Origin of the sequence: Marinifilum caeruleilacunae, from assembly GCF_013141825.1 — a bacterium.
GTDB classification, from domain to species: Bacteria; Bacteroidota; Bacteroidia; order Bacteroidales; family Marinifilaceae; genus Marinifilum; species Marinifilum caeruleilacunae.
Map to the genome: position 1 here is coordinate 24,625 of NZ_RZNH01000051.1, position 7,929 is coordinate 32,553.

Annotated in this window: 3 protein-coding genes; all 3 read right to left on the reverse strand. The window is 39.7% G+C overall.

Going from position 1 to position 7,929, the window contains the following annotated elements; all coding sequences use genetic code 11:
• Positions 1-461: 461 nt before the first annotated feature.
• Positions 462-2,597, reverse strand: coding sequence for an OmpA family protein (locus tag ELS83_RS20115; protein WP_171597347.1), 2,136 nt, complete (start codon positions 2,595-2,597; stop codon positions 462-464).
• A 19-nt stretch (positions 2,598-2,616) separates the two neighbouring features.
• On the reverse strand, positions 2,617-3,561 hold the full coding sequence (locus ELS83_RS20120; protein WP_171597348.1) for a PorP/SprF family type IX secretion system membrane protein: 945 nt from the start codon (positions 3,559-3,561) through the stop codon (positions 2,617-2,619).
• 10 nt (positions 3,562-3,571) lie between these two features.
• Positions 3,572-7,929: Ig-like domain-containing protein (locus tag ELS83_RS20125; protein WP_171597349.1), on the reverse strand; the 4,358-nt coding region annotated here is incomplete at its 5' end.

The following is a 7,929-nucleotide window of genomic DNA, read 5'->3' on the forward strand; positions in this document are numbered from 1 at the left end:
GCAAGACTGATCTCAAAAAATCTGCGAAAAAATCCGCGCTAATCTGCGAGAAATATATTCAGACACCAGGTTACCGGGTCTCCTTCGACTCCGCTCAGGAAGTCTGGATCGGACAATTGGAAGACTGATCTCACAAAATCTGCGAAAAGATCCGCGAGAATCCGCGAGAAATATATTCAGACACCATACTATCGGGTCCTTCGACTCCGCTCAGGAAGCCTGGACCAAACAATTGGAAGACTGATCTCAAAAAATCTGCGAAAAAATCCGCGCTAATCTGCGAGAAATATATTCAGACACCAGTTTACCGGGTCCTTCGACTCCGCTCAGGAAGCCTGGATCGGACAATTGGAAGACTGACTTTAAAAAATCTGTGAGAAGTCCTTTTTACAGCAAAAAAAAAGCCGCCAAGCAGTAGCTCAGCGGCAATCTATTTTATGATTTCAGGTATACTTGTTGTTTTACAATTCCAATACTTTCACCTCTGTTCTTCGGTTGGCCTGATGTTCGGCCTTGCTACATTTTACACCGTTAGAACAATGGTTAATCAGTTTTGTTTCTCCATAACCCTTGGCAATAATTCGGTCTTTGGCAATTCCATTTTCGATGATGTATTTCACCGCCGATTTTGCTCTTCGATCCGACAAAGCCATATTGTATGCATCGCTACCACGCGAATCGGTATGTGAACTCAACTCAATCTTCAATGATGGATTGTCGTTCATAATCACTACCAGTTTATTCAATTCAATAGCAGCATCTGGCCTGATATTCGACTTGTCCAAATCGTAAAAAATATTCTCCAGAACGAATACTTTTCCAACCTGTACCTTATCTACTTCCTCTTCCACATAAATGCGGTCCCCTTCCACATCAAAAGTGCTGATATAAGCCGATTTTGAAAGGATATCATCCTTATGGTATTCAATAGCGTATTCAGCATCTCTTTCCAGCGCACATGTAATTTTTCCTTCCGGATTTGTGATCAGATCTATGCTTTCTTCCGATCCTTTTTTCTTAATGATTACGCTTACACCTTCAACCGGCGAACGATCCTCACGGTACACCACCAAACCATCTAAATTCAGCGTATTATCTGGAGCCTGGAACAGTTTTCGGTAAGCTTCGGTCTGATCCTTTAAATCAAGTGCCAAGACCTCTCCCGCTCCATCGGTAAATTGTTGCTTTACGGATATAAGTTTGTAGTCCTGAACATCGCTAATCTCGAACTGGAACTTGCCATCCTTAGCGGTTTCCATTTCACCGATTAGTTCTCCATTCCCATTCAGTAAGGATACTTTGCTATTGCCCAAAATTTCACTGGTTTCCGAATTGAACACTTGTCCCTTAATTAGTCTGCCCAAAATCTCGAAACGGTAAATATCGTCGAAAGACTCTCCTTTTTCACGATTCGAAGACAGGTAACCTTTGCCATTTTTCATGATTAAGGCAAAATCGTCCTGAGATGTATTTACAGGAGCTCCCATATTCACAGTTTTTCCCTCCAGTATATCATCTATCCAGAAAATATCCAGGCCACCCAATCCGGCATGTCCTTTCGATGCAAAATACAGCACATTGTTTTCTGTCACAAATGGAAACATCTCATTCTCTTTGGTATTTACTTTTTCGCCTGCATTTACAGGTTCAGACCAGGTATCGCCATTTCGTTCCGAGTAGTAGATATCAGTTCCACCCTGTCCTCCCGGGCGATCGGAAATGAAATACAAACGCTTCCCATCCTTCGAAAGACTTGGATGACCGGTTGAATATCCATCAAGGTTCACAGACATCAATTTTGGAGTCGACCACTCTTTGCCTTCTTTTTTGCTGTAATACAACTGAATGCTCACCACGCCCTCATCGTTTCTTTTGGCTCTCTTCGAATCTGATACATAGTTACGGGTCAGAAACATTTCATCGCCAGCTACATTAAAACATACCGGACCATCGTGGAAATTGGTTCCCAAATCGCTCGATAGCAACACAGCCTTTTTCAAGTCGCCATCCTGCAATGGATTTGAGCTGTATAATCTCAAATAATTCTGCTCGTTCCAACGGTAATTGCGCTTAATCAGGCTTGGTTTCGCTTTCGCCGATGAGAACACAATTTTGTCCTGGTAAAAAGCGGTTCCGAAATCAGAAGCTTCGGAATTGCCCGAAATTGGCGCAATGGCAAACCTGCTTTCAGCACTTTTTAAATCGGCAATATAATCCAGGTCAATCCCCTTTACATTTTCCTTTGCCAACTCTTCATATCTTTCCAGGTAGTGTTTCGCCTGTTCATACTTTTGGTTGGCCTGTAAAGCACGTGCATAGTGCAGGTAATCTTCTGCCTCAACATTGCTACTCTTCATTAACCTGGCATACCACTCTTCTGTTTTTGTGCTATTGTTTAGCAACCTGTAAGATGTTGCCAACTGTTTCACCAGGTAATCGTTCAAACTGTCTTTTTGCCAAAGAATCTCATACAATTCAATTGCATCCTGATAAGCGTAGGATTGAAACTGCTTATCAGCCTTCGATAATATTTGTGCCTGCGACTGAATACAAATCAGTGAGAATACAAGACACAGTGTATATGTAATTTTCTTCATCTTTCTATTCAATCTTGGGTTAGAAATATCTAGGAGTCATGATTTTCTTCTTGTTGAACTGGAAGTCGAATGCCACCATAATTTCATGCGTTCCATTGTTGTACCTTCTCAATTCCGATTCGGTAAGGTCAAATGCATAACCTACGCGCAACTGCTCCGATAATTGGTAATGAATCAGGAAACTCATAGAATCATCGATTCGGTATGATGCGCCCAACCACAACTGATCGTAGAAAATAAAGTTGGCCGATAAATCGATAGAAAGCGGCGCATTCCACACAATTTTCGACAAGACAGAAGGCTTTAATTTGATATAGTCATTCAGATCGAACAATGCCCCTGTAGTCAAAAAGTAATGACGCTCTTTATAACCTAAGCTGGTAGTGTTAATGCCATCATTATCGTATTTGTTGTTCAACATTCTTGGAATGGAAAGTCCGGCATAAAATCGATCGGTATAGTAATACATCCCCAATCCAAAGTTCAGGATAAACTTCTCTTCGAAGTTTTGTGCAAAGGTTCCATCGTTTTGCTGATCGAGGGTAAGATTCATCAAATCGATCTGAATCATATCGAATCCCCCTTTCAAACCCATCGAAAGGGTTCCTTTTTCGCTCACCTTTAAATGGTAGGCAAAATCGGTGTAGAAACTGTTCTGTTTTACTGGACCCAATTCATCGTTAATGAATGAAAAACCTGCACCAATATTGTACTTCGTAATAGGTGCACTTAAGGTTAATGTGCGCGATTTTGGTGCGCCATCGAAGCCCACCCATTGCTCACGTGCCAGGAACATTGCACTCATCATATCGGTGCTTCCGGCATAAGCCGGATTCACCGTTAATGGATTGTGCATGTATTGTGTATACATAGGGTCCTGCTGTGCTTTCCCCTGCTTTAAGCAAGGGAAAAACAACAAGAATAATAAAATGTATTTTAGAGAATTAAATCTTGATCTATTCATAGTTTTTTAATTAGTAGTTGATGTAAACGAAACCTTTAATTACTTTGGATCCATTGCCTAAATCAATGATGTAATAGTATGTTCCTTCAGGAATGACTTCCGAACCAACTTTCATGTTACTTTCAGCTCTACCATCCCAATCGTTCAGGTAACCTGTTGCTTCAAAAATCTTATTTCCCCAACGGTTAAAGATCATCAGTCGTGAGTTCGGGAAATCTTTGATTCCTTTAATCACAAATCGATCATTAACACCATCGCCATTAGGAGAAAATCCTTCAGGAATCGAAACATACTCGCCACAATCGTCATAAGAATCGATATAATCAGCAATTCCGTCTCCATCACAATCATCATCTCCTTCTTCTTCATCCGGGTAACCATCGTTATCACTATCGGTATCCAGGTAGTCAGGAGTTCCGTCTCCATCGGTATCTACAGGTTCATCGGTACATGGATCTGTAATTTGTGCTTCTATCTCGTCAGAGATTCCATCATTATCGCTATCCAAATCAAGGTAGTTCAAATCAGAATCGCCATCGGTATTCAAAGTCAGTGTTTCAATGGCATCAGGAATACTGTCTTCATCCGAATCCTTCACTCCTATTTCAATAGTAATGGTTGCCACATCACACAATCCTGCAGGATCGCAAATTCGATAAGTAAACTGTTCGGTATTACAATAGTTGCCCAAATCGGCGATATAGCTAATTGTTCCATCTTCGTTTACAAGAGCATCACCATAGATAGGTTCATTAATAATATCAACAGACAATTGATCTCCATCTGCATCTACATCATTATCTAAAACTGAAATGATGATTTCTTCATTATCGTAAGTATCCATATAGTCGTCGTTGGCTATCGGAGCATCGTTCATCCCTACAATGATAATGCTAACTGTAGCCGTATTGCTCTGGGACTTGCCATCGCTTATACTATAAGTAAATGAAACTTGGGTTGTTTCACCAGTATGCAGATAATTAAACTCTCCACTTGGATCAAACACATAGGTTCCATCGGCATTTAAACGAACTGTTCCACCATTACTTAAAGCAACTTCAGTTCCCAGAATGGTCGATTCTCCATCAATTTCAACAACTGTTAAGTCATCCAGATCCAAATCATTATCGTTTGCTAAGACATTGCCCGAAACAGATGTTTTTTCATTGGTTGAATTCACATCGTCATTGGCAACCGGAGCATCATTTACTGGATTTACGGTAATGCTTACAATCGCTGTAGACTGATCGCCATTCTCATCTTCAATGGTATAGGTAAAATGATCGATCCCATTGAAGTTATCATCTGGCATATAGGTATAGTTTCCATCACCAACTACCAGTGCCGTTCCATTTTCAGGGTCGGTAAAATCAACTACATACACTGGTGCATCACCAAGATTGGTATCATTTGTCAATACATTTCCTCCTATTTCAGTATCCTCGGTAGTTATATTGACATCATCAATAGCTACTGGTAAATCGTTCACCGGATTCACAGTGATGGTAACTGTTGCAGTATCAGTATCACCATCGGAATCTTGCAATGTATATGTGAATGTATCTATTCCGTAGAAATCCACATTTGGCCTGTATACATAAGTACCATCTGCATTTACATCCACAGTACCATGCGAAGGTTCTGTATTGGAAATCACCACAACAGGATCGTTAATAAAATCTTCGTCGTTTGCAAACAAATCACCTGTGCTAATTTCTTCCTCATTAATAGTATCAAAATCATCATTGGCAATCGGATCGTAATCCAACGGATCAACAATAATGTATACAGTAGCGGTAGAAACATCCCCATCAACATCCATCAAAGTGTATTCAAATGAATCATTACCGAAATATCCTTTGTTAGGCGTATAAGTAAATGCGCCATCAGAATGAATCACCAGACTTCCGTGTGTTGGATTTGTATTTGCCGAAATTACAACCGGAATATCTACCAATCGCTCATCATTATCAAATACATTTCCGCTAATCGAAGAATCTTCTTTCAACCATAGGTTGTCATCAACTGCCAGTGGCGTATCACTTACCTGATTTACTGTAATGGTAACGATCGCTTCATCGCATTTCTGAACCATTGGGGCAACCGGATTATCGCAAATCTGATAAGTAAAGCTCACTTCACCAAAGAAATCAGGATTAGGATCGTAAGTAAAACTACCATCGGCATTGAATACCAATTGTCCATTATTTACTGCCGTTCCACCTTCAATCAATGTATAACTCATATTCTCCATTGCATTATCCGGATCAAAATCGGCTCCATTACCATTGTCTAAGCTCACGTTTCCATTCAATTGAGAATCTTCATCAACGATAAACAAATCATCTTCAGCTACAGGCTTATCATTCACTGCCTCAATGCTAATGGTAAATGTTTGTATTTCGGATGTATTATCTCCTCCATTTTCCACTCCTCCATTATCTGAAATGTAAACGCTTACAATAGCTTCTCCAAATGCATTATTGGTTGTCGTGAAAGTTAAATTACCCGAAGCATCCAAGTTAGGCTGAACATTAAATAAAGCAGGTGTATCATTTGATATATGTAAAGTCAATTCTTGAGAAGATTCGTTTGCAGGTCCACTTGATTGCATTGCAATCTGACCATTGACTACTACCTCACCAATATCTTCACTAACCAAAATATCTTTTGGATTTGTTAAGCCAAATGATGGTTCATCGTTTACTGCCGTTATGGAAATATTCATTGTATAAGTCTCAGCACTATATGCAATGCCATCGAACACTTTAAATTCGAATGAATCGTAATTGTTTCCATTTTCATGAATCAAAGCTTCGAAGCTTAACTTATTGATATCTAATTTTGATATTTCCAAACCTGAAATTACTGGCAAGCCATCATATTTCAAGTCTCCAACTGATTCTAATTCAACGATTTTAATTCCTGCAAAAACATTAGCTTCCGCATCTGAATAATTCACGGAGAAATTAGAGTTATTGAAAATTAATTCTTGATCTTCCAGTCCAGTAATGCTTTCATTACTTGCTTTAGGGAAATCATTAATTGAAATTGAGATTTCATCATAAGAATCTGAACATGCTCCCGCACCTAAACCAGTTGCAGTCATTCTGATTACAACATTATCAGTAGTTGAAGGTGTGAAAACTGGATTTAATGCATGTGGATCATCAAAACTTCCTCCCGTGCTTGTCCAGGTAATCTCGTCATAATTCTCCGCTGTTGCACCATTCACTATGTAAGACTCACCTTCATTAATCAGTGCTGTTTCAACACCTGCATCAATTACAACAGCTGGCCAAATTTTAAGTGTCATTACATCACTAGCCGCTCCGCTAATACCAGAAACATTTAGAGTCAATTGAATCTCACCATTCGTTCTGTCATCAGCACTTGGCTGGTAAACTGCATTTAATACATTGGCATCGACAAATGTACCAGAACCGTTCGTGGACCAAGTGTAAGTGCTTGCGTTGTTATGACTTGCATCACTTAAAGTATAATTGACATCAGTCGAACAGATTTCCGCATTATTTCCAGCGAAACAGTCAATGTCATTGTCAATAATTGTTGCCGATGCACTTGTCTGACTACCCAATATGGTGGTTACATCACCTGAAGCGATACCCGTAAGTGTAACGATCACTGTCTCCGAATCTTCGAATAAGATATCATCTGTTACAAGAATGCCTATCGTAGATGATTTACTACCTGCTGGAATTGTAATGGTTCCTGATAAGTTTGTAAAGTCATCTCCTTCAGTTGCAGTACCACTAAGCTGGTAAGTCACCAAAGTTGCTACAGTTGATGCCTTGGTCAACGAAACTGTAAATTCGGCATTGTTTACAGAAGGAGTACCTTCCTGAGCTGAATCATCAGTAGCAGCAATGCTTACTTCGGTTGAATCATCATCTCCTAAGTTCATATTTGCAGAATTAGTAGCAGATAAGCTTACTAAATTGCTTGTCGAATTCAATGTTATAATAATCGACTCTCCTCCAGTCTCTACCAATTCATCATCGATAACGCTCACAGGAATCGTTACTTCACTGGTATTTGCTGAAATTGTAACCGTAGTTCCTAAATTAGAGTAATCGGTTCCTTCTGTTGCAGTTCCAGTTATAGTAAAGTTAACTTCCGTATCAATATCAACCGGATTTGTCAATATTAATTTAAACGCCCCGTTCGTGGCAGGCTCGCTTGCAATGCTGGTTGCGGCGATACTTACCTCTGAACTGTCGTCATCAGAAATTGTTACTGTTGCTGTATTATTTGCTCCAATGCTGATTTGTGGATCTCCAGATGTAATACTTGTTAAAGTAACAACTACCTCTTCATCTGATTCCAGGATGTTGTTATCAATCACAA